A 26597-nucleotide genomic window follows, 5' to 3' on the forward strand; every position below is an offset into this window, starting at 1 on the left:
TTATTGAAATTTCTTAAATCTGTGTTCCTAATTTGAAATTGAACTTGCCCTTGTACTTGAATTTGCCCTTGCTTATTTCTCCATTTTGATAATCACCGGAAGCACAAATTGCGTTTTTACTTTCACGCCTCTTTTAATCGCAGGTTCTACTTTTGGGAAATCAGACAATCTTGAAGTTAAAATACTATCGATTTTTGTTTTATCTGCTAAAGCGATGCTATCGTTTGGATATTGCGTTTCAAAGTGCAAGCTTGAATCGGGATTTACGGTAATTTTTACGTTGATGGTGTCGATTTCTGGATATTCAACACGTAACGTATCAATTCCTATTCGCTCTTGAATGGTTTGCGTCATATAATCGAAGAAACATTGTCTTTTTATTTCCGCATCTTTTATCGTATCGCATTGCAAAACTGATGGAAATTCATCGACTTCATCCCAATTGATTTTTTTCAATTCTTGTTCTAATAATTCTTTCTCATCAGGGACTTGTTTTTCGAAGAACTGACAAGAAACTAATGAAACAAACAATATAAAAATAGCTGCTTTTTTAATCATAAAATTATTGTAATGAATACATCAAAGGAAATGCATGTTTTACCTTAACCACTTTCCCTCTATGTTTTGCTGGTTCAAATTTTGGTAATTTTAATATTGTTTTTCTTAATTCTTCTTTTATTGACTCCGCTTGCGGTGGTCCAATAATTTCTTGAACAACTGCTATCCCATTCTCATCAATTATAAACTTTGCAAGTAATTTCACAGTAATTCTTTGCTCAATTACATCCTCTGGAAATACAAAATTCTTTTTAATATGATTCATTAATTCAGTTTGAAAACACTCTTGAGAATTTTCAACAGCAATTTCTTTACAATTTGGAAATGCAGGTGCTTGTTCAACTATTGTCAAAGGTATAATTTCAGAATTTGAGTCAATAATCTGAACATCATTAATAATAACTGCCTTCTCTTTTTCTTGAGAAAATAAAATTATTGAAAAAACTAAAAAAAGCAGCTGAATTATTTTTCTCATATTACTCTTGCATCTGAAAGTTTATAGGAATTGCATACATAATATTTATCGGCTTCCCATCGCAAGTAGCTGGAATAGCTGTTGGCAACGATTTAATTATGCGTATAGCTTCTTCTTCCAAAATCAATCCGTTTTTTGGACCATTAGCTTCTTTTATTTGCGGATTTCCTTCTTTATCAATAATAAAATGCACCATAACTCTTCCTTGCAATTCATGATCCATTGCAAATTCAGGATATCTAAACTTGTTATAGATATGCTTTCTTATATAATCTGTAAAAGTAATTTTTTCTTCAAAACCTGTTGTTGGATTTTTTCTAATGTAATATGGCGATTCTTGATTATCACATTTAGGAAAATCAGCTACATCTTTTTTGACATTATCAGCTAATTTCGTCTTTTCAATTGAATCAGCTTGTCTCTTTTGTTGTTTTGCCACTTTACTTTCTTCAACACGAACCAAATAAGCCTCCCATTCTTTCTTTTTTTGTTCATCAATTTCCTTTTTAACTCTTGCCAATTCTTTCAAACGATCTTGAGTTGACATTTTTTTGTCTTGAGCTACAGCTATATTAACCATTAAAAAAGAAATAAAAAGTAAAAAAACAAAACGCATAAAATCAATAAATTAAAATTGTAAGAAACAAAGTTATAAATTTGTTAGACAATAACTAAAATCTTATGGAATACTTTTTATTGATTCTGGGTTTGCTTTTAATGCTAGTCGGAATTATTGGAAGCTTACTTCCTGCTTTACCAGGTCCGCCTATTAGTTGGGTTGGAATTTTATTGCTTTATTTTTGTCCCGGAATGGAAACCAATTATTGGTTACTAGGCATTACTTTAGCAATTGCCATTGTAATTGGAATTTTAGATTATGTAATTCCGGCACAAGGCACGAAGTATTTCGGCGGAAGTAAATACGGAATTTGGGGGACAAACATAGGTTTAGTTGTTGGTTTATTCTTCCCACCTTTCGGATTTTTAATTGGACCTTTCTTAGGTGCATTAATAGGCGAACTTATTTACAACTCAAACGAAGGAAAGCGCGCATTTAAAGCAGCTACGGGATCGTTCTTAGGATTCTTAGCGGGAACGTTTATTAAGTTCTTAGTGAGTTTACTTTTCTTAGGAGTATTCTTTGTTGTGGTTTGGCAGAATAGAGGAATTTGGTTTTGATAGCCTGAACGGAATACTAATTGCCTCTCTTTGTGTGCGCAGATTACAAATCTGTGCTATCGCCCGTTGAACTTATTCAAGCAGTCATGTTATTTCATCATTATTTTGGCATATTTGCAATATCTTCTTTTGAAAACCCTGCTTTTAATATCAATGTAGTGTCTGTAATTTTTTCATCGAGATAAATTCTACATACTTCTGGCTTCTTATTAGAATAAATTACTTTGAAAAATTGTCCTATTTTTTCTCCTTTTTCATCCCTTGGTGCATCAGAACCAAATAAATTATTATTTACGTAATATTGATATCTTAAATACGCTCTTCTTCCTGCTCCTTTAAATTTCGTGACTTTCCCTACTGTTGTTATTCCATTTTTTTCAATTTCATTGTCGTAATTGTTTCCTTCATAAAGATTATACATAATCCAAATAACAACTAAAGCAAAAGCGATATAATTAAAATATTTAGTTTTCATTTATTATTTAATTTGTAATTCCAATCCCAACTTCTTATACTACGCACTTCAGCGTGAATCCTTTCGCTTGCATAGTTTCCAATCACATACGAAAATAAGATTAATCTTATTGTTTTCCTATATTTTGAGCATAAAAAAGCTCTCGATTTGAGAACTTTAAATTATTTATAAAACTACGAAAAGTATAAAAATCAAAAAAGCTCTGCATAAATGCAAAGCTTTCCATTGGTCTAACTACTAAACCTTTTTGGTACTTTCGTACCTAAACAACACAACTATTTTAAATATTTTAAGAGGGCAAAAAAGCCTTTCTTTTACGAAAGGCTTCCTCTTTACTGGCGGTCTGGACGGGACTCGAACCCGCGACCCCATGCGTGACAGGCATGTATTCTAACCAACTGAACTACCAAACCAGTGCTTGATTGCGAGTGCAAATATACTACGCTTTTTCATTCCTGCAAATATTTTTATAAAAAAAATCAAACTTTTTTTAGCAGTATCAGCCAAACTTTTGTTTTTCAACCAAATACGTTAGTAAAATTTTTTCAAAATTTTCACCTACAGAAACGGGTACATAGCGAATTTGATACTGCATACACGTTGCTTCTATCGTTTTGAAATATTCTTGTACCACTTTTTGATATGATTCTTGCGTATTTTCGGCAAATAAATTAATTTCTTCTCCCGATTCTACATCAATAAATTTTCGTGGCGTATTATCAAAATTGAAATTTAACTCGGTTTTTTCATCATACACATGAAAGACCACTACTTTATGTTTGTTGTGTTTTAAATGCTGAAGCGCTTTGAAAATTTTGTCGTTGTCTTCATTTTGGAACATATCAGTAAACAAAATTACCATAGAACGACGATGAATATTTTCAGCTATTTGATGTAAAAAAGTTACTGTATCCGTTTTTCGAGTGGTTTTGTTTTGAGATAAAACTTCTTCCAATTTGTTTAAAATCATGCGATGATGACGCTCGCTTCCTTTTTCTGGCGAATAATATTCATACGTATCCGAATAAACACTCAACCCAACCGCATCGCGCTGTTTTTTAAGCAAATTCATCAAAACCGCAGAAGCCAATACCGAAAACCCGATTTTACTTTCATAAAACGGCTGATTTTCTTTTAATTTAGGATAATGCATCGAAGACGAATTGTCTAAAATTAAATGACAACGTAAATTGGTTTCTTCTTCGTAACGTTTGGTGTATAATCTATCGGTTTTGGCGTATAATTTCCAATCGATATGCTTAGTGCTTTCTCCAGGATTGTAGATTTTATGCTCAGCAAACTCTGCCGAAAATCCATGAAAAGGCGATTTGTGCATACCGGAAATAAAACCTTCGACAATTTGGTTCGCCAAAAGTTCTAAATGCTCAAAACTGGAAATTTTTTCTATTTGCTGCTCTAAATTCATATCGTAAAGATAATGAATTAGAGTAACTTTTTTATTGCTTATTTAATAGCGCTTCTAATTTTGCTAATCTCTCTTCTAAAGAACTAATCTTTTCTTCTTGTTTTTGTATGTTTTTTTGCTGTTCTTTTATAGCTTCAATTAATAAAGGTGTAATAGCAGCATAGTCTACAAAATAATCACCATCTTTACTTTTCTGAATCGCTTCTGGTAGTACTTTTTCTAATTCTTGCGCCAATACCCCACTGCTTTTTATTGGTTCTTTTCCTTTTTCAATTTCTTTATGATCTTGTTTAAATTGATAAGTATAACCGCTAATTGCTAGAATCTTTTCAAGGGCATTATTTATTTTTTCGATGTTTTCCTTTTTATTTTTATCTGAAATTTGCACATAAGCACCAGCTGGAGAGATATAACTTTTTAAAGCAGTATTGTCATATGGATTAGTATTGGTAGCATCAAATTGATCTTCATCCAAAAAATATACCAATGCCGGTGGCTGACCTAAATTTCCATCACCAGGTGACCAAATAGAAACAGCATTTCCATCTCCATAAATTCCACCTGTTTCACCAACTCCTTCTCTTGAACTCAACAGAAATTCGTTTTGTCCCGTTCCAAAATCTTGATTACCAGAAGAATGCGCAAAAACACTTGTATTATTGAGCTGTAATTCTTCTGCATCAGCTGGATTTTTATGAACTTTTACAACGCCATTAATTTTAATAATATCATTATCGAATTCGCCATAAATAAGAGGAGTTGATGAATTACTATTCTCTATGTATAATTTATTAGATCCTATTTCATTATAACCTGCTTGATATCCAATTGCTATATTATCACTTCCACTTATATTATTATATAATGCCTCAGACCCAATAGTAATATTATATGCACCGTTATCATTATTAAATAAAGCTTGACTACCTATCGCAATATTTCTATTCCCAATAGTATTATTTACTAAAGTTGAAAAACCAATTCCAATATTTCCAACACCAGAGGTATTTCGAAATAAGGCATTAAAACCTAGTGCTGTATTTGAATTACCGGTAGTATTATAAAACATACTTCTTGTACCAACTGAAGTATTACTACTTCCAGATACATTAAGTTGTAATGTAGCATTTCCAATAGCTACGTTATCTACCCCATTAATATTATCTTTTAACGTTGAATTTCCAACTCCCGTATTATAAACCCCCGTTGTATTATCTTCTAAAGAATTTAATCCTAAAGCTACATTATTACTACCTGAAGTATTATATCGTAACGCATTATTACCTAAAGCTAAGTTAAATGAAGCCGAAATACTTGAATTAAGAGCCATAGATCCTATGGCTAAGTTTGAATTACCAGAAACATTATTAGCCAATGCACTTGAGCCAATAGCTGTATTAAAATTACCAACCGTATTACCAAATAATGCTTGATATCCAATTGCACAATTATAACTAGCCGTTGTATTATTATGCAAAGCTTCAAAACCTACCCCTAAATTATAACTACCTATTGTATTAAGTGTTAATGCTTTATGTAGTGCCAAATTAAAGCTTCCTGATGTATTCGAATTCAAAGCACCATACCCTAAAGCAACATTTGATGATCCATTAATATTTGCTCTTAATGCATTAACACCTATTGCTGTATTAGAAAAACCGGTGGTATTACTATTTAAAGCTTCTGCTCCAAATGCTGTATTGGTAATTTCAATTTTACCAGCAACAAGTCCATTTCTTTTGAATATTAAATCAACATTATCTGTAGTCCCAATAAAATTTGTTCCAGCAACTGTAGCTGAATTTCCATTCGTAGACCAATAATTACTTCCAATAACCGCACTTACATTTTGCCAAGTAACATTACCAACACCATCAGTTTGCATAATTTGACCTAAAGTTCCCCTGTTTGACGGTAATATATATTTATCAGCATCAGAAGTTCCTATCGCAACTCTTCCTAAAAAATAGCCCGCAAAACTATTCGCTTTTAAAGCACTTGAATACACACCATAATGCACGCCTCCAGCAGAAGGATTAATAGTGTTAAAAATTCCATATTTATTTCCTGTTCCAGAACCATTAATTTCACTTTTTACGCCAACTAAACTACCATTACCTGAATTGGAAACAAAATTATTTAATCCATAAAAATCCCCATTGCCATTACCTAAAATTTCATTGTAAAAACCAAATTTTGCTTGACCTCCAATTCCATCAAAACTATTTCTATAACCGTAGTTAATTCCATTTGCTGTAGGATCATTAATAAATTGATTATAAGAACCTGTTTTAGGCTGCATACTGGTGTCTTCAAATTTGTTAAATGTTCCTAAGAGAGCAAAAGTTGGAGTTCCTGAAAAATAATTATAAAGCCCAACTTGTTGATTAGCGGTACCTGAAAACACATTATGAACTCCGTAGCGAACACCAGTTCCTGAATTAAAATTATTACTCAATCCAAATCGAGTTCCAGACCCCGAAACAAAAAAAGCATTTCTATATCCACAAACTTCATTTGAAGAAGTTCCGTTATATAGATTATTTGTACCAATACCCATCACAGAATTAGACAAACTCATTGAATTATTTAATCCATAATAAATCCCGTTAGTATTAATCCCAGAATTTATACTTGTTTTTAACACTTCTATGTTTAAATTATTACCTGGATTTATATGTTCGAAATTAGCAACTCTTGTCTTAGCAACATTAGATTCTTTTATATCTAATTTATAAAGAGGATTTACCTCTCCAATACCAACATTACCATTATGGAACATATTATCATTAATGCTTGTTGGAGCACTTGTAGTAGCAACTTTATACCAATCAGCATCCTCATTCCCTTTTAAAGAAATCCATGAAGTTGTCGTATTATCCCAATAATAAAATCCAGGTAAATTAACTCCTACTATTGTAGTCAAATACACCATCATTCCCTGCTGATCAGCTGTAGGATTAACTACTGGAAAAGCATCAATTTTAGGAATTAAAATTCCATCTGTATTACTTGGAAAAGCTTGATTCGAGGATTTTATATCTAGCTGTGCATTGGGTGTCGTAGTGTTTATTCCAACCTGACTCGAACAAACCTGAATAAAAAATAACGATACAAAAACTGAAATATATTTAAACATAAGTAGATTTTTTATTCAAAAATATTTTTAAAAAACATTATTTATTAAATTAATAGACAAATAACATTTTAAATAGACAAATGAAAAAAAATTGTATTTTTGGTTGGTATTTTTAAGTATATGAGTCGTTTAAATTGCATAATAATTGATGATGAAGAAATTGACAGATTAACGATTTTATCGTATGTCAAGAAATTTTCATTTATCGAAATTAAAGGTGTTTTTTGTTCTGCAACAGAAGCACTAAACAGCAATTTGATCGATGACATAGACATCCTTTTTTCAGATATTGACATGCCAACTCTTTCGGGTTTGGAATTTAGAAAACAAGTAAAAAACATACCCGTTTGCGTGTTTATAACTTCACATCCTGAACATGCAGCAGAAAGCTTTGAATTAGAAACATTTGATTTTCTAATCAAACCATTACAATTTGATCGTTTTCAAAATACAATTTCGAGAATTGAACTGTATTTTTCTATGCGAAATAAAGCCAATTTATTTGATAAAATTGAAAATCAAGATGAAATTTATATCAAAGAAGGGCATTCACAAATTAAATTGAAACGCGAAGATATTCTTTATCTTGAAGCGTTAAAAGATTACACTTTAGTGGTTACTCAAAATAAAAAACATTGTGTATTGAGTAGTCTTGGAAACTTACTTAAAGAAAACCATTTTAATTCATTTGTGAGAATTCATAGAAGTTTTGCCATTCAAAAGAACTTCATAAAAAAAATTGGACCAAATGACGTTTGTTTAAATAATAATATTTCAATTCCTATTGGTAGAAGTTATAAAGAAAACTTAAAACTTATAGTATGAGGTTTGCAAAGTTCTTTTTGATACTATTTTCTCTTTTATCTTTTGGACAAACCAATACATTCTTAGAAAAATTATCTAATCAATGTGAAATCATAAAGAACAATGGAGAATATAAGAAATTAATTCAGATTGCTTCGTTAGGCATATCCAAATCTGACAACAATTACGATAAATCAAAATTCAACTTTTACAAAGGTTATGGATTTGAATATGACAATAATCAATACGATAAGGCTATTCCATATTTTGAAAATTCTTTAAAATTTGCTCAAAAAGGAAAGTATTTAGAACAAGAAACTCTTGCTTTAATGCGATTAAATTATTTGTACTATTCTACTAAAAAATTTAAAGAAAGAGATCAATTAATTGAGTATATAAAAACGATTGTTGACACTACTAAAAGTGTTTATTCTAAAGGAATATTATTTGGAAGTTTGGGCGAATATTATTTAGACAAATCGGAAATTTCTAAGTTTATTGATTACAAATTAAAAGCAATTGAATTCCGAAAAAAATTTCCTAAAACAGATAATAATAATTTTGTAAATATTGGTATTTCGTATTCTCAAATTGGACAAGCTTACATAAAGATGAAACAATTTAGGAAAGGATTGGAATATTGCAACCTTGCAAAACCCTATTTGAAAGAATCTGCAAATGCAATGGCTTTTTTACACAATGATTTTATTAAATGTTATTGGGGTTTACAAAATTTAGATAGCCTAGTTTCGCACAGAAATAAAATTTACGGCTTAGTTACTAAAGACGATTCTTTGTTTTTGAGTTTAAGTTCTGCAAACAGATATTTAGCGGAATATTATGTAGACAAAAAACAATTAAGCAAAGCAAATTCTTATTTAAAAGAAGCAGATTATTTTGGGTTAAAATCAAAGGACACTGAGATTTTAATGGAGATTAATCTTACTCGAGGCAAAATATTTTTTGAACAAAAAAACTATAAAGAAGCAATCTCAATTTTAAAAGAAGCTTCTGTTCATGCATATGAATTTGATAAAACAGTTTTTATTACTATAAACAAACTTATTGCAAAAAGTTACAAAGCACAAGCAAATTGGAAGGAAGCATTGCATTATTTTGAAATTTATAACAAAGTAAATGAAGAGGTTTTAAAAGAATCTACAAAACAAAGCATTGCCAACGCCGAAGCAAAATTTCAAAATCAATACAAACAAGAAAAAATTGATTTACTTTCTGCAGAAAATAAATTGAAAAATGCTGAAATCGAAAACTCAAAGAAGCAAAAAATATACTTTTTTATTGGTTTTTCTTTACTCTTAATAATTGCTTTTCTTTTATTTAAACAAAGTGAAAATAGAAAAAAATCGAATCTAAAACTACAAGTTTTAAATTACGAGCTTGAAGAAGCAAACAAAGCTAAACTTCGTTTTTTAAATATTTTAAATCACGACTTAAGAAGTCCAGTTGCGAGTTTAATTCAATTTTTACATCTAAAAAAAGAAAGCCCAGATTTATTAGATGAGGTAAGTAAAACTCGTTTGGAACAAAAAACAATAGCTGGTGCAGAAAATCTTCTAAACTCAATGGAAGACATTTTGTTGTGGAGCAAAGGACAGATGGAAAACTTTAAACCTCAGCCAGAAAAAATCAATATTTCTGAATTATTTCATGATATTAAAAATCATTTTTCTAGCACTGAAAACATTACAATTCAATTTGAAAATAATTCAAATATCAAATTATTTACCGACCAAAATTTCCTAAAAACCATAATGCGAAATTTAACTGGAAACGCCATAAAGGCTCTTGAAAATATTGATAACCCAATGATCATTTGGAAAGCTTGGAATGAAAACAACACAACTTTTATTTCAATTACAGACAATGGTAAAGGAGCAACTATTGAGCAATTTAAAGCATTATACGATGAAAAAGAAATTGTTGGAATTAAAACTGGTCTTGGACTTCATTTAATTAGAGATTTAGCCAAAATGATTGATTGTGAAATTAACGTAGAAACATCGGAAAACAAAGGAACCAAAGTTGTTTTAAAACAAAAAAGGCCCAACTTTCGTTGAGCCTTGAATTTCTTTTTCAAATATTATAGTAATGCATCAATTGCATCTGTATACGTTTTCTTTGGAGCAACACCAACTTGTCTTCCAACTACTTCTCCGTTTTGAAATACTAAAACTGTTGGAATGTTTCTAACTCCGTATTTTGCAGCAAATTCTTGGTTTGCGTCAACATCTACTTTTCCTACTACTGCTTTTCCTTCGTATTCAGCAGAAATTTCGTCGATAACTGGACCAACCATTCTACATGGACCACACCAAGCTGCCCAAAAATCTACTACTACTGGTTTGTCTGATTTTAATACTACTTCATCAAAAGTAGCATCTGTTATTGCTAATGCCATATTATTTCTTTTTAGTTTTATACTTATTTGAATTGCAAATTTAGAAATTAATTATAAACCAAAGTGTATTTTAAAATTACTTTTGATTATACTCTCATTTGCAGAATTTATACTTAATTCAATTTAAAATTTACTTGCATGCGTTCCAATTCTTGAAGTAATTCCGATGAAATTTTTACTTTCAATTTTCGGCTTGGCATGGAAAGTTTTGTTTTTACAATGATTTCTTCTTTTTCAACCGGAACTTCCATATTCATTTCTACTTCTTCATCAGAATCTTCCGAAATTTCTTCTTCCACATCTACTGGATTTGAAACCGGAATATCTTCCACAATTCGCTTTATTCGCTCTAATTCCATCACTTCGAATGTTACTGAATTATCGCCTTTATTTTCAGAAAATATTCGGTTTAACTCCGTTATCACATGCTCTTTTACATCGTTGATTGGGAACATTAAAATCAATTTCTTGGCGAATGTTGGCAATACATCGGCTAACATTTTAGCATCTAAAAACTGAATTCTTGGATCAGATTTTTTCCCAGTTTCACGATTTACCCAACCTTCTTTCACATTAATTTTAAAATACACAAATTGGTTTTGCAACAAGAAATGACGGTATTTTAAATATTCTTCATCAAAAATTCGGAACTCGTAACTCTCGTCATAACCTTCTAAAACAAAGGTTGCCCAACCTTTTCCGTTTTTGGCGGTTCGATGTTGGACATTGGTTACAATTCCTCCAAAAGAAAGATTTTTACCCAAATGTTGCTCCAAATTTTTAAGCGATTCCAATTTAGCTGTACAGAAATATTTCATTTCAAATTTATAATCATCCAAAGGATGTCCCGAAATATAAATTCCAACAACTTCTTTTTCTTTGGCTAATTTTTCCATTGTGCTCCATTCTTCGCATGGTGGCACTTGTGGTTCTGCGATTTGTACTTCCGAAGCATCACCAAACAAACTCACTTGCGATGAATTTTCGTTTTCTTGGAATTTCGAACCATAACGAATCGCTTTTTCTAAAAATGTAATTCCGTCGCCGTCATGATGGAAATATTGTGCTCGATGTGTTTCGGAAAAACCATCAAAACCACCTGCTAATGCTAAGTTTTCGAATGCTTTTTTGTTGGCAGCTCGCAAATCAATACGTTTCGCTAAATCGAAGATGGATTTATAATTTCCATCTTTTCTATTCTCAACAATGGTTTGAACTGCTCCTGCTCCAACACCTTTAATCGCTCCCATTCCGAAACGAACAGCGTAGTTTTCATTTACCGTAAATTTATAGTACGATTCATTCACATCTGGACCCAAAACAGCTAATCCCATGCGTTTACATTCCTCCATAAAGAACGAAACTTGCTTGATGTCGTTCATGTTGTTAGAAAGCACCGCCGCCATATATTCCGCAGGATAATGCGCTTTTAAATACGCAGTTTGATACGCAATCCAAGCATAACAAGTAGAGTGCGATTTATTGAAAGCATAACTCGCAAATGCTTCCCAGTCGGTCCAAATTTTGTCTAATTTTTGTTCGTCGTGACCATTGGCTTTTGCTTGATCGATGAACTTAGATTTCATTTTATCCAAGACATCTTTCTGCTTTTTACCCATCGCTTTACGAAGTACGTCGGCATCACCTTTAGAGAAATTCGCTAATTTTTGTGACAAAAGCATCACCTGCTCTTGATAAACGGTAATTCCGTAAGTTTCTCCTAAATATTCTTCGCAAGCATCTAAATCGTAAGTGATAGGTTCTTCCCCATTTTTTCTACGAACGAAAGAAGGAATGTATTCCAATGGTCCTGGGCGATATAATGCATTCATGGCAATTAAATCGGCAAAAACTGTTGGTTTTAAGTCCTTCATGTATTTTTGCATTCCAGGTGATTCGTATTGGAAAACTCCAACCGTTTCACCTCTTTGGAACAACTCGTATGTTTTGGTATCATCAATTGGAAATTCGTCAGGATTCAAATCGATTCCTAAACGGTATTTTACCAATTTCACTGTGTCTTTAATTAAGGTTAGGGTTTTTAACCCTAAGAAGTCCATCTTCAACAAACCAGCGCTTTCCGCTACCGAGTTGTCAAATTGGGTTACATATAAATCCGAATCTTTTGCTGTAGTTACAGGAACGAAATTCGTAATATCATCAGGCGTAATAATCACTCCACAAGCGTGAATTCCGGTATTTCGCATCGAACCTTCTAAAACTTTTGCTTGTTGGATAGTTTCACCCGCTAAGTCTTCGGAATTGGCGATTTCGATTAATTCTTTAACTCGGTCAAATTCTTCTGAACGTAAGGCTTTTTTGACTTCACTTTCGTCTTCGGCTAAAAATCTTGCTAAATTCCATTTTGATGGCATCATACCTGGAATTAGTTTCGCAATTCTATCCGCTTCAAACAATGGCAAATCCAATACACGAGCGGTATCACGAATGGCTGATTTCGTAGCCATTTTACCATAGGTAATAATTTGCGCTACTTGGTTTGCTCCGTATTTATTGATTACATAATCCATTACACGACCACGACCTTCATCATCGAAGTCGATATCAATATCGGGCATGGAAACACGGTCGGGATTAAGGAAACGCTCAAAAAGCAAATCGTATTTAATCGGATCGATATTCGTAATTCCTAAACAATACGCAACAGCCGAACCCGCAGCCGAACCACGACCTGGCCCAACAGAAACATCCATTTTTCGTGCTTCGGCGATGAAATCTTGCACAATTAAGAAATATCCTGGATAACCTGAATTGGAAATCGTAAGCAATTCAAAATCAAGACGTTCTTGAATATCTGGTGTAATTTCGCCATAGCGTTTTTTAGCACCTTCCATGGTTAGATGACGTAAATACGCATTTTCGCCACGAACTCCACCATCTAATTTGTCTTCCTCTACTTCAAATTCGTCAGGAATTTTGAATTTTGGAAGTAATACATCGCGATATAGAGAATACGGTTCAGTTTTATCGATGATTTCCTGAATATTGATAATTGCTTCGGGTAAATCAGCAAAAAGTTGCTTCATTTCATCACCCGATTTGAAATAATATTCTTGATTTGGCAATCCGTAACGATAGCCACGTCCGCGACCAATTGGTGTTGCTTGTTTCTCACCATCTTTTACACACAATAAAATATCGTGGGCGTTAGCATCTTCTTTATTAACGTAATAGGTATTGTTGGTCGCAACTAACTTCACATTATGCTTTTTCGCGAAAGCTATCAATGTTTGGTTCACACGATTTTCGTCTTCTTGTTTGTGGCGCATTAATTCCAAATAGAAATCGGAACCAAATTGGTCTTTCCACCAAATTAAAGCTTCTTCGGCTTGACTCTCTCCAACATTCAGAATTTTACTTGGAATTTCTCCATATAAATTTCCAGACAGCACAATGATATCTTCTTTATACTGTTCTACGATTTTTCTATCGATACGCGGAACGTAATAGAAACCATCGGTATAAGCAATCGAAGACATTTTGGCTAAATTGTGATAGCCTTTTTTGTTTTTTGCTAACAGAACAACTTGATAACCGTTGTCTTTTTTGGTCTTATCTTTATGATCGTCACAGATATTGAACTCGCACCCTACAATCGGTTTAATTACGGTTTCTGTTGGCTCTTCTCCGCTTTCGACTAATTCTTTGTTTTTAGCTTCAGCTGCTTTGTTGTGATTTAAAACAGCACTTACAAAATGAAAAGCGCCCATCATGTTTCCAGTATCGGTCATAGCAACCGCTGGCATTTTGAATTTTGCCGAAGCTTTCACCAAATCATTAATTGCGATAGTCGATTGTAACACCGAAAACTGCGTATGATTGTGCAAATGAGCAAAAGCAGCGTCTTTTAAATCGGATTTTACTTCTTCTGAAATTGTGGTTTGAACTTCCTCTTGCTCGATTTTTTTCAAACGCGCTCTAATTTCATCAGAGGCTTGTTTCAGATTGATATGTTTTAATCCGATTAATTGGATTTCACCTAGATTTTTTTCTCGGAAACTTCTGAAATAGTCTGGTGTTACATCTAACTCTTCTTTGGTAAAAACTTCTCTTTTAATTAACTCAAGAAAACAACGCGTTGTTGCTTCCACATCGGCAGTGGCATTATGTGCTTCTGCGAATGGTTGATTGAAAAGATATTGATGTAATTCTGTTAATGTTGGCAACTTGAATCTTCCGCCACGACCGCCTGGTAATTTTAATAAGTTAGCAGTGATTTCAGTACAAGTATCTAAAACCGGCATTTTAGTCATATCGGAACCAATATTCATACGATGGAATTCGCATCCCATGATATTGACATCAAATCCTACATTTTGCCCAACGATAAATTTTGCTTTTGAAAGTGCGATATTGAATTTCTCTAAAACTTCTGATAAGAGAATTCCTTGTTCCATTGCTAATTCGGTAGAAATACCATGAATTCTTTCGGCATCATAAGGAATATTGAAACCTTCGGGCTTAACCAAATAATCTTGGTGCTCGATTAAATTTCCCATTTCGTCGTGTAATTGCCATGCAATTTGTATACAACGAGGCCAGTTATCGGTATCGGTAATAGGTGCCGACCAACTGCGCGGTAATCCTGTGGTTTCTGTATCGAAAATTAAGTACATCTATCTGGTAATTAAGCTAAAGACAAAACGCAAAAGCTGATTTTGAATAAAAACAAAAATACATTTTAAGTTAGTGAATGCCAATTTAAGTTATCAACAAAACAAAAAACCATCTGAATTACTCCAGATGGTTTTTTTATTTTAATTAGCTGTTATTATTAAAATGTAGCTAAAGGCACTTTATAAAACCAACCTTCTGAGAAAGTAACAACATCTCCAAGTTCATCCACTACATTGAATTTAAATTTACCAGTATATTTTCCGTCTAAAACTTCAGTAATCGTAATTTCTCCATTACTTTGTTGCACATTAACTACTTTGAATTTAGCATTATTATTACCTCCTACAATAGTAATTAAATCACCAGCTCTATATCCGTTACCTCTTGAAACTAAAGTAATAGAAGTAACCGCCCCATTAGTAGTTGTTGTTGCAACTCTAATACCAGAACCAGAACCACCAGTAGTTTGAGCTCCAGCAGCATTATTTGTATAGCCACTACCCGCATTTTGAATAGCTGACAACTTGTATGCAGGACCAGAATACACTCTAGAATCATACGATTTTGATAATTCAGGGCTGTCCAAATCATAAGATGCGAAATCATTTGTATTAGCAGTTCCTAAAATGTATGTCCCTACAGTAGCAGTACTTGTTTTCAACATTACAGTTTCATATTCTGTAAAAGCCGTAATCGTCAACGCCCCACCTGCGTCAATTGAAGCAGCAGAATAATTTGCTCTCCACGCATTATTGTTAAAATTAGCCTGAAAAGCAGGAGTATTAGTCTGAATATCTTCTTGACAAGAAGTAAATAAAACCGTAGCAGCTATTAAAGAAAGTAATTTTTTCATTTTATTTATCCTATATATTATAAGTAGGTAACAAAAATAACTTTTTTATTGAAACAAACACATTTTATCAGAAAAAAATATTTTCAAACAACTTATACATTTGTATTGCAAAGTTTTATATATTTGCACCCTTAAATAACCGAGGTCGAGAACCTCAAATTAATCACAAGATTATGTCAGTAAAAATTAGATTACAAAGACACGGAAAAAAAGGGAAACCTTTTTATTGGGTTGTTGCAGCAGATGCAAGATCAAAAAGAGATGGTAAATTCTTAGAGAAAATCGGAACTTACAATCCAAACACTAACCCTGCAACTATCGATTTAAACATCGAAAAAGCTGCACAATGGTTACACAATGGTGCTCAGCCAACTGACACTGCAAGAGCAATTTTATCTTACACAGGTGCTTTATTAAAACACCACTTAGATGGAGGAGTTCGTAAAGGTGCTTTAACTCAAGAACAAGCTGATGCTAAATTAGCTGCTTGGTTAGAAGAAAAAGCTGGTAAAGTTGAAGCTAAGAAATCAGGTTTATCAAAAGCTGAAGCTGATGCTAAAGCTAAAGCATTAAAAGCTGAACAAGAAGCAAACGCAAAACGTATTGCTGCTCAAGCTGAGGCTGCAAAAGCTGCTGAAGCTACAGAAGAAGTTGCTGAAGAAGTAGTTGAGGCTGCTGCTGAAGAAGCTCCTGCTGTTGAAGAAAACAACGAAGAAACTCAAGCATAATTTTATAGCGATTCCATGCGTAAAGAAGATTGTTTCTATTTAGGTAAAATCGCGAAAAAATTTAGTTTCAAAGGGGAAGTATTGGCGTATTTAGACACCGACGAACCCGAATTGTATCAAAATTTGGAATCAGTTTTTGTTGAAATCAACAAAAGTCTGGTTCCATTTTTTATTGAAAGTAGTTCGCTTCACAAAGAAAAATTCTTACGTATCCGATTTGAAGACATTCAAACCGAAGAAGAAGCTGACGAAATCATGGGAAGTGAATTATATCTTCCACTTTCTATGTTACCTAAATTAGAGGGCACTCAATTTTATTACCACGAAGTAATTGGATTTGATGTGATTGATACCCGTTTAGGAAATATTGGAAAAATTGCCGCTATTAATGACAGTGGCGCTCAACCCCTTTTTGAAATCGATAAAAATGGAACTGAAATTTTGATTCCACTTATTGATGATTTCATTATTGCACTTGACAGAGCAAACAAAACCATTACTTTAGAAACTCCTGAAGGTTTGGTTGATTTATATCTTGGATAATTCCAATGACTTTTACATTCAAACAATTTTCCGTTAATCAAGATCGTTGTGCTATGAAAATTGGCACCGATGGTGTTTTGCTTGGCGCTTGGACTCCGTTAATCAATAATCCGTACAATGTTTTAGATATTGGAGCTGGAACTGGAATATTGTCTTTAATGTTAGCCCAAAGAAGCAACGCCGAACAAATCGATGCGATTGAAATTGACGAAGACGCTTACGAACAATGTGTTGAAAATTTTGAAGCTTCGTCTTGGGGTGATAAATTATTTTGTTTTCATGCAGGTTTGGATGAATTTGCGGACGAACCTGAAGACGAATACGATTTAATTATTTCCAATCCGCCTTTTTACACCGATGATTATAAATCAGATAACACTTCGAGAGACTTAGCGCGTTTTGAAGACGCTTTGCCTTTTGAAGAATTAATTGAAGCAGCCGCTTTATTACTTTCTGATAACGGGATTTTCTCTGTGATTATTCCTTATAAAGAAGAAGAGCGATTTGTTGATATGTGTAAAGAATTGGATTTGTTTCCATTAAAAATTACTCGTGTAAAAGGTACTCCAACATCGGAAATTAAAAGAAGTTTATTGGCTTTTTGCAGAATGGAACAAACTCCGTTAATTGATGAATTAGTTATTGAAATTTCTAGACATAATTATACTCCTGAATATATTGAATTAACGAAGGATTTCTATTTAAAGATGTAACCCTAGCCCAGATAGAAGCGGCATCCTTTTTGTTTTTCAAGCATTTCTTTTACAATGAAATAACGAATTGTTTTTTGAATTCGATAAAAACAAAAAGATATAGCGGATAGCTGGAAAAAGCTTCTTATAAAATTATAACACTTGTTCGTTGATTTGTTAAAAATCTTTACTTACTTTTGTGACTTTCAAATCAAAAACTATGAGACCAGACTTATTTCAATCTCCAGATTATTATTTATTAGACGAATTATTATCTGACGAACATAAAATGGTGCGTGATGCTGCACGTGCTTGGGTAAAAAAAGAAGTTTCTCCAATTATTGAAGACTTCGCACAAAGAGCAGAATTTCCAAAACAAATCGTAAAAGGTTTAGGAGAAATTGGTGGATTTGGTCCTTATATTCCGGTAGAATATGGTGGTGCTGGATTAGACCAAATTTCTTATGGATTAATCATGCAAGAAATTGAAAGAGGAGATTCGGGTGTACGTTCGACTTCATCTGTTCAATCCTCATTAGTAATGTATCCTATTTGGAAATACGGAAACGAAGAACAAAGAATGAAATATTTACCAAAATTAGCCACAGGAGAAATGATTGGTTGTTTTGGTTTAACAGAGCCAGATTACGGTTCAAATCCAGGTGGAATGGTAACTAATTTTAAAGATATGGGCGATCATTATCTTTTAAATGGTGCTAAAATGTGGATTTCGAACGCACCTTTTGCTGACATTGCAGTAGTTTGGGCTAAAAACGAAGAGGGAAGAATTCACGGATTAATCGTGGAAAGAGGAATGGAAGGTTTCTCAACACCTGAAACACACAATAAATGGTCTTTGAGAGCTTCTGCAACTGGAGAGCTTATTTTTGACAACGTAAAAGTTCCAAAAGAAAACTTATTACCAAACAAATCTGGATTAGGAGCACCACTTGGATGTTTAGATTCAGCTCGTTATGGAATTGCTTGGGGAGCGATTGGAGCAGCAATGGATTGTTACGATACGGCTTTACGTTATTCAAAAGAACGTATTCAGTTTGACAAACCTATTGGAGCAACACAATTACAACAAAAGAAATTAGCTGAAATGATTACTGAAATCACGAAAGCACAATTATTAACTTGGAGATTGGGTGTTTTAAGAAACGAAGGAAAAGCTACTTCGGCTCAAATTTCGATGGCAAAAAGAAACAACGTTGATATGGCGTTAACGATTGCTCGTGATGCACGTCAAATGCTAGGAGGAATGGGAATTACAGGTGAATATTCCATCATGAGACACATGATGAATTTAGAATCTGTAGTGACTTACGAAGGAACTCACGATATTCACTTGTTAATTACAGGTATGGATGTAACTGGTTTCCCTGCATTCAAATAATTAAACAATAGATAAAATTGATACAAAATGCTTCACTTTTTAGGGAAGCATTTTTACATTTGTAGTGTACAGATTCAAAACCAAAAGAAGTTAGAATTTCGTATATAGAAATAAAAATTGCCCTATGAATATTCAAACCATAAACCAATCGATTCAAAGTCAGAAAGAACAACTGTTAAACCATTCGTTATACAACAAAGTTAAAACGATTGACGATTTACATTGTTTTTTAGAAAACCACATTTATGCGGTTTGGGATTTTATGTCATTACTAAAAGCCTTACAGAATAAATTAACTTGTACTACAACTCCGTGGTTACCCATTGGAAATCCAGAAATTCGTTATTTAATTAACGAGATAGTTGTAGCAGAAGAAACCGATTTAACTATTGATGGAACACGTCAAAGTCATTTTGAAATGTATTTGGATGCGATGACACAATGTGGTGCTTCGACAACTCAAATCAATTCTTTTTTGAAGAATGTAGAAGAAACGAAAAATATTTTTGTATCCATAAAGCAAAGTGATTTACATCCGAATGTGAAAGCGTTTTTGGATTTCACTTTCCGTGTGATTGAACAAGGAAAACCACATGAAATTGCGGCTGCCTTTACTTTTGGAAGAGAAGATTTAATTCCCAATATGTTTACCGAAATTTTGAAAAACTTTCAGCGAAACTTTCCAGAAACGGATTTATCAAAACTAATTTATTATTTTGAAAGACATATTGAATTAGATGCCGACGAACATGGTCCAATGGCGATGCAAATGATTACTGAACTTTGTGGTGATTCAGAACAAAAATGGAATGAAGTTCAAGAAGTTTCGATTACAGCTTTAGAAAAAAGAATTGGACTTTGGAATGCCATTGAAGAGCAAGTGGAACATAAACATGAATTAGTATAAAATTAAAAGCGAGAATTACTTCTCGCTTTTTTTATTGTTCTGGTGCTATTTCAATTTCTAAACCTTCTAAATCTTCGGTGATAGGAATTTGACAACCTAATCGTGAATTATCCTTTACGTGATAGGCTTCCCAAAGCATTGCTTCTTCATCTGGGTTGCGTTCTAAAGAAACTACATCATTTAAAATATAACACTGACAAGAGGCGCACATCGCCATTCCTCCACAAACACCAACGGTTCCCTCTTCGGCTAATTCATAAGAACGAATTAACTCCATAATGTTCATGTTCATGTCGGTTGGAGCTAACACTTCATGTTTAACTCCGTTTCTGTCGGTTATAAAAATGGTTACGTCTTGGCTCATATTAATCAATTGATTTTACAACGGCTTTTTCTGCTTCTTTTCTTGTCCCATCAAAACCATCTACTCCTGAAACGGTGGTATATTTCAATACGTAACGTTTTCCAGGATTGATTCTGTTATATACACTTTGGCACATTAATGTCGCTTCGTGGAATCCGCATAAAATCAACTTTAATTTTCCTGGATATATGTTTACGTCACCGATTGCATAAATTCCGTCAATATTGGTTTGATAATCTAAAGCGTTATTTACTTTGATAGCGTTCTTTTCGATTTCTAATCCCCAATTAGCAATTGGTCCTAATTTTGGCGTTAACCCGAAAAGTGGAATAAAATAATCACATTCTGCTTTCATTCTGGCACCGTTAACTTCTATATCAACAGCGGTAATTCTTTCACTACCATTAAACCCTACAACTTCAGCAGGAGTAACTAATTTAATTTTTCCAGTATTCTTCAATTCTTGTACTTTTTCAACCGAATCTAAAGCACCACGAAATTCGTTTCTTCTGTGTACCAATGTTACTGAATTTGCAACATTCGATAAGAAAATACTCCAATCTAAAGCAGAGTCACCTCCACCTGCAATTACAATATTTTTTCCACGGTATTTTTCTGGATCTTTTACGAAGTAATCTACGCCACGATCTTCTTTTTCGTAGAATTCGATATCTTTTAAAATAGGTTTTCTTGGTTCGAAAGTTCCTAAACCACCTGCAATTGCAATCGCTTTTGCTTGGTGTTTTGTACCTTCATTAGTGGTTACGATGAAAGTTCCGTCTTCTAATTTTTGGATGGTTTCAGCAGTTTCTCCTAAAGTAAATCCAGGTTGAAACTGTTTGATTTGTTCCATTAAATTGGTTACCAAATCACCTGCTAAAACCGAAGGATAACCTGGAATATCGAAAATAGGTTTTTTTGGATACAACTCCGCTAACTGTCCGCCTGGCTGAGGCAAGGCATCAATAATATGACATTTTAATTGTAATAATCCGGCTTCGAAAACGGCAAAAAGCCCCGTAGGACCTGCGCCAATAATTAATATATCCGTTTGAATCATGTTTTAAAATCTTTTAGTGTTGTAAAGTTACAAATACTAAAATTTGCTATACGTTACAATAGTTACAAAGAGGCAAAATTGAAGAATTGAAATATAACATAATATGATAATAATCAGTTATGCAATATTTTCTACAGTTTCAATTTGAGGCACATATTTTTTAATCGTAGTTTCAACACCAGCTTTCATAGTGCTAATACTTAAACTACAATTGGTACATGCACCTTCTAAACGAACTTTAACATGTTTGTCTTCAATAATTTCTACTAATGAGATGTTGCCACCATCTGAATTCAAAAATGGACGAATTTCCTCTAATGCTTTTTCAACATTCTCCTTTATTTCTAGTGTAGTCATAATATTTAGTTTTCAGTCACAGTTTTCAGTCACAATAAACAGCATAAACTGTATACTGAGACTGTAAACTGATTACTATTTTTTTACAGCAGAACAACCTGCCATTGTTGTTATTTTTATAGCTTCTGTTGGTGGTAATGTTTCGTTACGATTTACAGTTTCTTGCACTACGTTTCTTGTAATATTTTCGAAAACACCTTCTAAAACTGAAGCCGTTTGCAATGCTGCTGGGCGACCGTAATCTCCTGCTTCGCGAATGCTTTGTACTAATGGCACTTCTCCTAAAAGAGGCACTTGTAAATCTTCTGCTAAGTTTTTAGCTCCTTCTTTACCAAAGATATAATATTTATTTTCAGGAAGTTCTTCTGGTGTGAAATACGCCATATTTTCGATAATTCCTAAAACAGGAACATTAATCGATTCTGACATAAACATTGAAACTCCTTTTTTTGCATCGGCTAAAGCCACAGCTTGAGGTGTACTTACTACAACAGCTCCTGTAATTGGCAACGATTGCATAATTGATAAGTGAATATCGCCTGTTCCCGGTGGTAAATCGATTAACATGAAATCTAATTCGCCCCAGTTAGCATCAAAAATCATTTGATTTAGAGCTTTGGCAGCCATTGGTCCTCTCCAAATAACCGCTTGGTCAGGTTTTGTGAAAAATCCGATAGACAAAATTTCAACTCCGTAACTTGCAACAGGTTGCATTTTCGATTTGCCATCCACCTCAACTGAAATTGGTTTTGAATTTTCAACATCAAACATAATTGGCATTGAAGGTCCGTAAATATCGGCATCTAAAACCCCAACTTTGAATCCCATTTTTGCTAATGAAACGGCTAAGTTAGCTGTAATTGTAGATTTACCTACACCACCTTTTCCTGAAGCAACTGCGATAATATTAGAAATTCCAGGAATTTGTTTTCCGCGAATTAAATTTGGATTTTCTGGTTTCTCTGGCGCTTCTACTTTGATGTTTACTTTTACTTTGGCTTTTTCGTAAACTTTTTCGTGAATTACCTTGATAATATCTACTTCTGCACGTTTTTTAATATGCAAAGCTGGTGTTGATAAAAGTAAATCCACTACAACCTCATCACCAAAAGTAATTACATTTTGAACTGCGCCACTTTCCACCATGTTTTTACCTTCACCTGCAACCGAAATAGTTTCTAATGCAGCTAAAATTTCTTTTCTATCTAATTTCATTTTTTCGAGTTTTTAATAAATCAGTTTAAAACAGAATAACCTACATTTTTATTCAGACTGATTTTAGATTGCAAAGATAATAAGAAGTTTAGGAGTTTAAAACTTAAAAAGTTTAAAGTTTTTATAATTTGATAGTTAGAATCTATGATCAAATAAAAAAGCAACCCTTCATAAAAAGATTGCTTTCTTAAACTAATTGAAAAAATAGTATTAATACTGCAAGAACAAATTAAAATTGATATCAACATTGTCATTAACTACCACCATGCCTAATAATTTCTTAGGAGATTTTAATTTAAAATCTTTGATGTTCAACTTCAATTGTCCTTTTACATTATTTGTGTTTGAATTGAAAATTACTGGAACCAAATATTCTTTTTCAACACCAGCGATTTTCACGTTTAATTTTGCGGTTATGTTTTCTTTTGTTGTATTAATCTCTTTAACATTAATCACAATATGAGGATATTCCTCTGCTTTAAGTATTGTTTTGAAATCTTTAGTTATCATTTTGTGAGCGCAATCAAAACCAGTACTCTTTATAGAAAGTTTTGCGCCTTCTAACACGATTTTGTTATTGTTTCTAGCTATTGAAACCTGCAAATCATTCTCAATAAAATTCGGATTATATTTACATTCAAAGCTATTGACATTAGATTTTCCTTTTATCGAAACCTCACTTTTATTCGTGATTTTAACTTTGGTTTGATTTTTCGAAAATCCAAAACTCAAAAGAATAATAACTGCTATAATACTAATTGTTTTCATAACCTTAAAGTAAAAGCGAAAAGCAATTTTGCCTTTCGCTTTTAAATTTACTTATTTTATGTTAGAATGTAATTACCGCTTCAAACATCAATCCACTGAATTTACCTCCGTAAAGATCATTTAAACTATTTCCACTAAATTGAGAATATCCTTTATAGTTTTGACTTGTGTAAGCAAGTTTTGCTAGAATGTTTTTAGTCATAAACCAACCTGCACTTGTTTCAAATCTGTTTACATTTACTTTGCGAGCATCTGCATTTGCTAATTTACCTGAAACTGTATTTAATCTTGTTCCAATATAGAATTTTTCATTAGTTCCAAATCTGTAAACTACGTCTCCTGCAAATTGATTTACTTTACGTGTAGCATCAACACCTTTTTTATCACCACCTTGAGCGAACTCTATTGTTCCAAAAAGCTCTAGTCCTTTAAATTTCACAAAAGGATTAAACATTACCGTTGTGAACCAATTACCAAAACCCGGATTAAATCTACCTGTTGTGGCATTTGCAGCTAAATCTGTAGTAGCATTGTTAGTAACATTTGTAGTGTTGTAAGTGTAAGCCGCATGAGACATTACATAGTAGTAACGGCTACCTGCTCTATCAGAACTCCATGGATTACCACTCATATTTGCATTATGAGATAATGAACCTGTAAATCTAACTCTTAAATCTTTATTGAATTGTTTATCGTAACCTAATTTAGCTAAAATTGTAGGACTAATAGTTGTGTTAGGATTTGGTGCAGCAACCGTTGGTGCAGCTGGAACAAACTCAGTAACATTTTGATTTAATTTACCATTTGTCATACCAAACATTGACACAAAACCACTACGATTATAGTAAATTTCAGCACCCATTTCAGTTGTAAATGAGTCCATAATATTACTTTCAATAAAAGGATTAACTAAAGCACTACCATTATCTGATCTTCTAAAGTGAGCATCACCATAGTTATTTTCCATTTGACCAATTTTAATTGTAGCATATTTCATGAAATTTGCTAAGAAATCTTTTTTAATGAAATCTAATTTGTCAATTTGTAAATATCCTCCTTTTACCCAAGTTTCATTGTGGTGTCTTGCTGCTAAATACATATCTAAATTTACTCGAACTCCATCATACAATTGCGCTCCAATTGTCATATTTGCTGTTGGTAAGTTGAATTGATTTTCCAAATTATTCAATTTATAATTTGTAATGGTTGCTCCATTAGAAGCAGTGTAAGAACCTTCTTGTTGATCATTAAACGAGTTTACTGCTTGAAATTGTAAAGCAAATGCTCCACCTAAATCAATACTTAATCCTTTATATGCAACTGTGTCTTTTTTAACATCAAATTGATTAATTGCTCTTTGATCTCTTGGAATCAAATTTTGCATTTGTCCAAAAGTAGGCGTTTGAGCCTTAATAGCGCTTGTAAAACTTAAAGCGGCTATAATTACTGATAATTTTATAAATGTTCTCATGACTTGAAATTTTTATTATTTGTTTTAGTTATAAGTTCTTGTTTGTATTAATTGTAAGTAACTTTGAAATCAACTGTTACGTCTTTACCTGTTTTAATTGTTCCCATCAAAGCTGTTGGAGGTTTTACTCCGAAGACTGTCATATCAATTTTGGTTTTTCCAGAAAAAATGGCTTTTTTTCCTATGATTTTAACTGTAAAAGTTTGATTGATTCTTTTTGTAACTCCAGAAATTGTTAAATCACCTTGTGTTTCAACTGTATAATTACCATCTGAAGTTTCTGTAATTTTTGTAACACTTACCAATTTGTAGTTTATTGATTTGTAAGTTTTACTATTTAAAGCTTTGAATGTATTATTATCCATTCCACTTTTACCACTTTTTAGTTGTTCAACTTCAACTGCAAAATCCAAACTTTTTATAGCTTTTAAGTTTCCAGCATCTATGGTCATAACAGATTTTCCACTCATCGCTTTAGCATCAATTTCCCAATCATGAAGATTAGATGTTCCTAAAACTTTTAATTTACTTTCTGCCAAAACCACTTTGGATTCTTGCGCAATTAAAGTGTTAAAATTACTGAACACTAAGAGCAGTGTAAGTAAAGTTCTAAATTGTGTTTTTAATTTGCTCATAATACCTAAATTTATTGGATTACTAATTTGTTCTAATATTATAGTACAAATTTCAGCCGAAAAAAAAAGGTATCACATGACATTTGTCACATTTGTTACAGAAAGAATAAGGTAAATTAAGGAATTCGAAACTCAAACGTTTTCGAAAAAGATAATTAAAATTTAGGTTCCCAAAAATGTTTTTCGAAATCAATAATTTGATTGTCGACAACTTGAATTCCTTCGTTTTCTAGAAGTTGTTGCATTAAATTTGTGCCTTCAAAATGATGTTTACCAGAAAGCATTCCAATTCTATTTACAACTCGGTGCGCGGGAACATCTTCTAAGTTATGAGATGCATTCATTGCCCAACCTACCATTCGAGCTGAGCGAGCTGCGCCAAGTGCTTTTGCTATAGCGCCATAAGAAGTTACTTTCCCTTCGGGAATTTGTCGAACGATTTCGTAAACACGTTCAAAAAAGTTGTCGTTATTTGAAGTTGACTTTTTCAAA

Annotated in this window: 25 protein-coding genes and 1 tRNA gene; 8 read left to right on the top strand and 18 right to left on the bottom strand. The window is 32.8% G+C overall.

Translation table 11 applies throughout. The features are described from left to right. Positions 1 to 72: 72 nt before the first annotated feature. The 3 genes from IM755_RS02080 to IM755_RS02090 are packed head-to-tail and all read right to left on the bottom strand — an operon-like array spanning position 73 to position 1580. Complete coding sequence (locus IM755_RS02080; protein WP_194093398.1) at positions 73 to 558, bottom strand: hypothetical protein; 486 nt, start codon at positions 556 to 558, stop codon at positions 73 to 75. Between the two features lie 4 nt (positions 559 to 562). Continuing rightward, the gene (locus IM755_RS02085; protein WP_194093399.1) at positions 563 to 1033 is read right to left on the bottom strand and encodes an energy transducer TonB; all 471 of its coding nucleotides are present in this window, start codon (positions 1031 to 1033) and stop codon (positions 563 to 565) included. A gap of 1 nt (position 1034) precedes the next feature. Beyond that, positions 1035 to 1580, bottom strand: coding sequence for an energy transducer TonB (locus IM755_RS02090; RefSeq protein ID WP_194093400.1), 546 nt, complete (start codon positions 1578 to 1580; stop codon positions 1035 to 1037). Positions 1581 to 1714: 134 nt separating this feature from the next. Between IM755_RS02090 and IM755_RS02095 the strand changes: the two genes are divergently transcribed. Next, positions 1715 to 2212, top strand: coding sequence for a DUF456 domain-containing protein (locus IM755_RS02095; RefSeq protein WP_194093401.1), 498 nt, complete (start codon positions 1715 to 1717; stop codon positions 2210 to 2212). A gap of 100 nt (positions 2213 to 2312) precedes the next feature. Here the strand turns inward: IM755_RS02095 and IM755_RS02100 are convergent, their stop codons facing one another. From IM755_RS02100 to IM755_RS02115, 4 genes are all read right to left on the bottom strand, one after another. Next, complete coding sequence (locus IM755_RS02100) at positions 2313 to 2687, bottom strand: hypothetical protein (protein ID WP_194093402.1); 375 nt, start codon at positions 2685 to 2687, stop codon at positions 2313 to 2315. Between the two features lie 336 nt (positions 2688 to 3023). Beyond that, positions 3024 to 3100: transfer RNA gene (locus IM755_RS02105), tRNA-Asp, on the bottom strand. 86 nt (positions 3101 to 3186) lie between these two features. Then, positions 3187 to 4113, bottom strand: coding sequence for a DUF58 domain-containing protein (locus tag IM755_RS02110; RefSeq protein WP_194093403.1), 927 nt, complete (start codon positions 4111 to 4113; stop codon positions 3187 to 3189). 31 nt (positions 4114 to 4144) lie between these two features. Then, positions 4145 to 7252 carry a tail fiber domain-containing protein gene (locus IM755_RS02115; protein ID WP_194093404.1) on the bottom strand — a complete coding sequence of 1036 codons (3108 nt, stop codon included), beginning with the start codon at positions 7250 to 7252 and terminating at the stop codon, positions 4145 to 4147. A gap of 120 nt (positions 7253 to 7372) precedes the next feature. Here IM755_RS02115 and IM755_RS02120 point away from each other — a divergent pair, with 120 nt between their 5' ends. Next, a complete protein-coding gene (locus tag IM755_RS02120; RefSeq protein ID WP_194093405.1) occupies positions 7373 to 8077 on the top strand; it encodes a LytR/AlgR family response regulator transcription factor in 705 nt (234 codons plus the stop codon). Beyond that, entirely contained in the window at positions 8074 to 10134 is a 2061-nt protein-coding gene (locus IM755_RS02125) for a tetratricopeptide repeat-containing sensor histidine kinase (protein WP_194093406.1), read from the top strand. Before IM755_RS02120 ends, IM755_RS02125 begins: the two co-directional genes overlap by 4 nt. A 23-nt stretch (positions 10135 to 10157) precedes the next feature. Here IM755_RS02125 and trxA read toward each other — a convergent pair whose 3' ends face one another. The 3 genes from trxA to IM755_RS02140 all read right to left on the bottom strand — a co-directional run bounded on the left by trxA (position 10158) and on the right by IM755_RS02140 (position 15966). Then, the gene (gene trxA, locus IM755_RS02130) at positions 10158 to 10475 is read right to left on the bottom strand and encodes a thioredoxin (protein ID WP_026724422.1); all 318 of its coding nucleotides are present in this window, start codon (positions 10473 to 10475) and stop codon (positions 10158 to 10160) included. A gap of 113 nt (positions 10476 to 10588) precedes the next feature. Continuing rightward, the gene (dnaE, locus tag IM755_RS02135; RefSeq protein ID WP_194093407.1) at positions 10589 to 15112 is read right to left on the bottom strand and encodes a DNA polymerase III subunit alpha; all 4524 of its coding nucleotides are present in this window, start codon (positions 15110 to 15112) and stop codon (positions 10589 to 10591) included. Positions 15113 to 15270: 158 nt separating this feature from the next. Continuing rightward, complete coding sequence (locus tag IM755_RS02140) at positions 15271 to 15966, bottom strand: DUF6252 family protein (protein ID WP_194093408.1); 696 nt, start codon at positions 15964 to 15966, stop codon at positions 15271 to 15273. A gap of 173 nt (positions 15967 to 16139) precedes the next feature. Here IM755_RS02140 and IM755_RS02145 point away from each other — a divergent pair, with 173 nt between their 5' ends. From IM755_RS02145 to IM755_RS02165, 5 genes are all read left to right on the top strand, one after another. Then, positions 16140 to 16694 (top strand): 30S ribosomal protein S16, encoded by a 555-nt coding sequence (locus IM755_RS02145; protein ID WP_194093409.1) that lies wholly within the window; start codon positions 16140 to 16142, stop codon positions 16692 to 16694. A gap of 15 nt (positions 16695 to 16709) precedes the next feature. Continuing rightward, positions 16710 to 17237: a ribosome maturation factor RimM gene (gene rimM / locus IM755_RS02150; protein WP_194093410.1), complete on the top strand. Its 528-nt coding sequence runs from the start codon at positions 16710 to 16712 to the stop codon at positions 17235 to 17237. A 53-nt stretch (positions 17238 to 17290) separates the two neighbouring features. Next, the gene (locus IM755_RS02155) at positions 17291 to 17950 is read left to right on the top strand and encodes a tRNA1(Val) (adenine(37)-N6)-methyltransferase (RefSeq protein ID WP_194093411.1); all 660 of its coding nucleotides are present in this window, start codon (positions 17291 to 17293) and stop codon (positions 17948 to 17950) included. Positions 17951 to 18149: 199 nt separating this feature from the next. Continuing rightward, positions 18150 to 19328 carry an acyl-CoA dehydrogenase family protein gene (locus IM755_RS02160; protein ID WP_194093412.1) on the top strand — a complete coding sequence of 393 codons (1179 nt, stop codon included), beginning with the start codon at positions 18150 to 18152 and terminating at the stop codon, positions 19326 to 19328. Between the two features lie 124 nt (positions 19329 to 19452). Next, a complete protein-coding gene (locus tag IM755_RS02165) occupies positions 19453 to 20235 on the top strand; it encodes a DUF3050 domain-containing protein (RefSeq protein ID WP_194093413.1) in 783 nt (260 codons plus the stop codon). 31 nt (positions 20236 to 20266) lie between these two features. Here IM755_RS02165 and IM755_RS02170 read toward each other — a convergent pair whose 3' ends face one another. From IM755_RS02170 to IM755_RS02205, 8 genes are all read right to left on the bottom strand, one after another. After that, a complete protein-coding gene (locus tag IM755_RS02170; RefSeq protein ID WP_194093414.1) occupies positions 20267 to 20599 on the bottom strand; it encodes a 2Fe-2S iron-sulfur cluster-binding family protein in 333 nt (110 codons plus the stop codon). A gap of 1 nt (position 20600) precedes the next feature. Further along, positions 20601 to 21659, bottom strand: a complete 1059-nt coding sequence (locus IM755_RS02175; RefSeq protein ID WP_194093415.1) for an NAD(P)/FAD-dependent oxidoreductase — start codon at positions 21657 to 21659, stop codon at positions 20601 to 20603. A 117-nt stretch (positions 21660 to 21776) separates the two neighbouring features. Next, complete coding sequence (locus IM755_RS02180) at positions 21777 to 22016, bottom strand: NifU family protein (protein ID WP_194093416.1); 240 nt, start codon at positions 22014 to 22016, stop codon at positions 21777 to 21779. A gap of 75 nt (positions 22017 to 22091) precedes the next feature. Continuing rightward, the gene (locus tag IM755_RS02185) at positions 22092 to 23231 is read right to left on the bottom strand and encodes an Mrp/NBP35 family ATP-binding protein (RefSeq protein ID WP_026724439.1); all 1140 of its coding nucleotides are present in this window, start codon (positions 23229 to 23231) and stop codon (positions 22092 to 22094) included. A gap of 210 nt (positions 23232 to 23441) precedes the next feature. Then, entirely contained in the window at positions 23442 to 23999 is a 558-nt protein-coding gene (locus IM755_RS02190; RefSeq protein WP_194093417.1) for a YceI family protein, read from the bottom strand. A 61-nt stretch (positions 24000 to 24060) separates the two neighbouring features. Further along, positions 24061 to 25470 carry a hypothetical protein gene (locus IM755_RS02195; protein ID WP_194093418.1) on the bottom strand — a complete coding sequence of 470 codons (1410 nt, stop codon included), beginning with the start codon at positions 25468 to 25470 and terminating at the stop codon, positions 24061 to 24063. Positions 25471 to 25517: 47 nt separating this feature from the next. Next, positions 25518 to 26105 carry a YceI family protein gene (locus IM755_RS02200; protein ID WP_194093419.1) on the bottom strand — a complete coding sequence of 196 codons (588 nt, stop codon included), beginning with the start codon at positions 26103 to 26105 and terminating at the stop codon, positions 25518 to 25520. A gap of 155 nt (positions 26106 to 26260) precedes the next feature. Beyond that, a complete protein-coding gene (locus IM755_RS02205) occupies positions 26261 to 26596 on the bottom strand; it encodes an MGMT family protein (protein WP_194093420.1) in 336 nt (111 codons plus the stop codon). Position 26597: the final 1 nt, after the last annotated feature.

Source organism: Flavobacterium proteolyticum, from assembly GCF_015223105.1.
Lineage (GTDB): Bacteria > Bacteroidota > Bacteroidia > Flavobacteriales > Flavobacteriaceae > Flavobacterium > Flavobacterium proteolyticum.